We start from the raw sequence: 2,491 nt of genomic DNA on the forward strand, positions 1-2,491 counted from the left end.
GTAAGCGTCCAGCCGCCCCGCATTGATCAAGGAAACCGCCTCGGTTAGCGTCGCAGTGGCAGCAACTCGTCGATTTGGCTGTTCGGCCAGGCCGGCAGTTTTTCCAGCGTTTCCGTCAGCCAACTCAGCGGCTCAATGCCGTTCAGTTTCGCGGTGCCAAGCAGGCTCTGGATTGCGGCGGCACGGCGGCCGCTGGCTTCGCTGCCGGCAAACAACCAGTTCTTCTTCCCCAGTGCGATCGGCCGGATGGCGTTTTCCACCGGGTTGTTGTCGATCGGTGCATCACCACTGTCGGCGTAGCCACTGAGCGCGACCCAGCGCCGGGCGCTGTAGCTCAGCGCTTTCGCCAGCCCGCTGTTCGGCGCGGCATGCTGCAATTGCTCGTCCAGCCAGTGCTTGAACTCGGTCAGTAGCGGCTGGCTTTGCTGCTGGCGTACAGTCTGCCGTTCTGCCGGCGTGAGACGGCCTGCAGCACCTTCCACCGCATACAGTGCAGCGATGCGTTGCAGCGCTTCGGCAGCAACCGGGCTGCCTGTCGCCTGGTGATAGTCGTGGAACTTCCGCCGCGCATGTGCCCAGCAGGCGAGTTCGCTTACGCCGTTGCCAAACAGCGCTTTGTAGCCGGCATAGTCGTCAACCATGAGCTGGCCGCGCCAGTCCAGCAGGAAGGCGTGCGCATGCTTGCCTGACCGCGAGGTCTGATAGTCGAACACGATGATCGGCGGCCCTCCCGCCAGATCGTTACTGCGGTAAGCCCACAAATAGGCCCGTTTGGTCTTGCCACTACCGGGATCAAGTTGCTGCACCGGTGTTTCATCCGCATGCAGGATCGTCTGTTGCCGCAGTTGCCCGGCCAGCCGATCAGCCAGCGGCTGCAACCAGACCCCGACCACACCCACCCAGCTGGCCAGGGTGGAACGCGCCAGCTCAACGCCACTGCGTTCGGCGATCTGGCTGAGGCGGTACAGCGGCAGATGGTCGGTGTACTTGCTGACCATCACCCACGCCAATAACGCCGGGGTCGGCAGACCGCCATCGATGATGGCTGGCGCGACCGGTGCGGCGGTGACCGTTTCACAGTGTTGGCAGGCATACTGCGGGCGATGGTGGCGCAGGACGCGGAAGCTGCCTGGCTGGTAATCCAGCTGCTCGCTCACGTCCTCGCCAATCTTGACCAGCGAACTTTGGCAAGCGGCGCACTGGCAGGTAGCTGGTTCGTGGGTGATCTCGAGGCGCGGCAGATGCGCGGGCAGTGGCTGCCGGCCGGCGCGAGCGCGTGGGGTAGCGGATGTTTGCTGAACCGGTGTTGCGGCAGCTGCGGTGTGCAGTTCAGCCAGTCGGGCTTCCAGTGCGGCAATGTCGCTGTCGAGCGTGTCATGAAACAGATCACGCTGCTCGGCGGCCAGCGCTTCGGATTTGACGCCAAAGCGCAAACGGCGCCAGTGCGCCAGTTCCAGCGTCAGCGCCTCGATCTTCTGGTCGCGTTGCTGGAGTTCGGCTTCGTGCTGCGCCAACGCGCTTGCCTGTTGTTCCAATTGCGCCAAGATAGCGGCCTGCACCGATGCAGGCAGATTGGAGCGGGCCAGTTCGTCAGCGAGATTCATCCTTGCATGCTACGGGTAATGCTCGACAGCCACCAGCATCAAAGGGTTTCAGAGCGATACCCTTTGCAATCACAGTTGCCAATGCTGCGGTGAGGCCCGCAGACGTTGCCAGTCCACCCCGGTGATGAGCCAGCGCCACTGCTCGGCATCCAGTTCCACCGCGCCTGCGCCAGCCTGCGGCCAGACGAAACGCCCCTGATGCAGCCGGCGCTGCGCCAGCCAGACGCCGGTGCCATCCCAGTGCAGCAGCTTCAAGCGAGTGCGGGCGCGATTGCAGAAGACATACACCCGCCCATCGGCGGGCGAACCGGCATGATGATCGATCACCCGCCGGGTCAGCTGATCAACGCCCCAGCGGCCATCGATAGGCTCGACCGCCAGCCAGACTTGTTCGGGTCGTATCATCGCAGCCATGCCTGAATGAGTAGCAGACACTCCTCGCTCTGGGCAGCCGGCCAATCGATATGCAACTCTTTATCACCCTGGCGGAAGTGCAAATGAATCATGCGGGGATACGCCGGCCTGTCCTCCGCGACCCGTACAGGGAGGAAAGAATGGGTGGCTGGGCTGCCGGAAGCCAGCCCTGCACCGGGTGGCGCAGGCATAACCGTCGGGGAAAAAGCGGGGTCGCCCCGCTTGGACTCTCGCAGCCATTTATGCACGAGATTGTCATTCAGATCGTGCTGTCGGGCGATGGCCGCGACGGAAATACCCGGTTGTCGGCAAGCGGCCACGACGGCTGCTTTGAATTCTGGACTGTGGGTCCGCCGTTGATGGCGGACTGGGGGGAGTGGGATCAAGGGCATGGTGTCCACGAAGAAAGATCGTGGACACCATCATCCTGATTTTGGGCGGGGTGCTTCAAGGTGGGGCGGCTGGGCGCATAC

At 63.3% G+C, this 2,491-nt stretch carries 4 protein-coding genes; 1 reads left to right on the forward strand and 3 read right to left on the reverse strand.

The features are described from left to right. Positions 1 to 44 precede the first annotated feature (44 nt). The 3 genes from tnpC to C515_RS24960 all read right to left on the reverse strand — a co-directional run bounded on the left by tnpC (position 45) and on the right by C515_RS24960 (position 2,338). The gene (gene tnpC, locus C515_RS0116375) at positions 45 to 1,604 is read right to left on the reverse strand and encodes an IS66 family transposase (RefSeq protein ID WP_028456387.1); all 1,560 of its coding nucleotides are present in this window, start codon (positions 1,602 to 1,604) and stop codon (positions 45 to 47) included. Between the two features lie 69 nt (positions 1,605 to 1,673). After that, a complete protein-coding gene (tnpB, locus tag C515_RS0116380; protein ID WP_211234090.1) occupies positions 1,674 to 2,009 on the reverse strand; it encodes an IS66 family insertion sequence element accessory protein TnpB in 336 nt (111 codons plus the stop codon). Then, entirely contained in the window at positions 2,006 to 2,338 is a 333-nt protein-coding gene (locus tag C515_RS24960) for a transposase (protein WP_373277259.1), read from the reverse strand. Before C515_RS24960 ends, tnpB begins: the two co-directional genes overlap by 4 nt. Here C515_RS24960 and C515_RS24670 point away from each other — a divergent pair. Continuing rightward, positions 2,261 to 2,449, forward strand: a complete 189-nt coding sequence (locus C515_RS24670; RefSeq protein WP_245575050.1) for a hypothetical protein — start codon at positions 2,261 to 2,263, stop codon at positions 2,447 to 2,449. The genes C515_RS24960 and C515_RS24670 overlap by 78 nt on opposite strands. Positions 2,450 to 2,491: the final 42 nt, after the last annotated feature.

It is taken from the genome of Chitinilyticum litopenaei DSM 21440, assembly GCF_000428145.1.
GTDB lineage: Bacteria > Pseudomonadota > Gammaproteobacteria > Burkholderiales > Chitinibacteraceae > Chitinilyticum > Chitinilyticum litopenaei.

What these genes read in the sequence shown, in the direction of transcription:
- tnpB (WP_211234090.1), bottom strand. Translation starts at nt 2,009, where the DNA reads ATGATACGACCCGAACAAGTCTGGCTGGCGGTCGAGCCTATCGATGGC.
- tnpC (WP_028456387.1), bottom strand. Translation starts at nt 1,604, where the DNA reads ATGAATCTCGCTGACGAACTGGCCCGCTCCAATCTGCCTGCATCGGTG.
- C515_RS24670 (WP_245575050.1), top strand. Translation starts at nt 2,261, where the DNA reads ATGCACGAGATTGTCATTCAGATCGTGCTGTCGGGCGATGGCCGCGAC.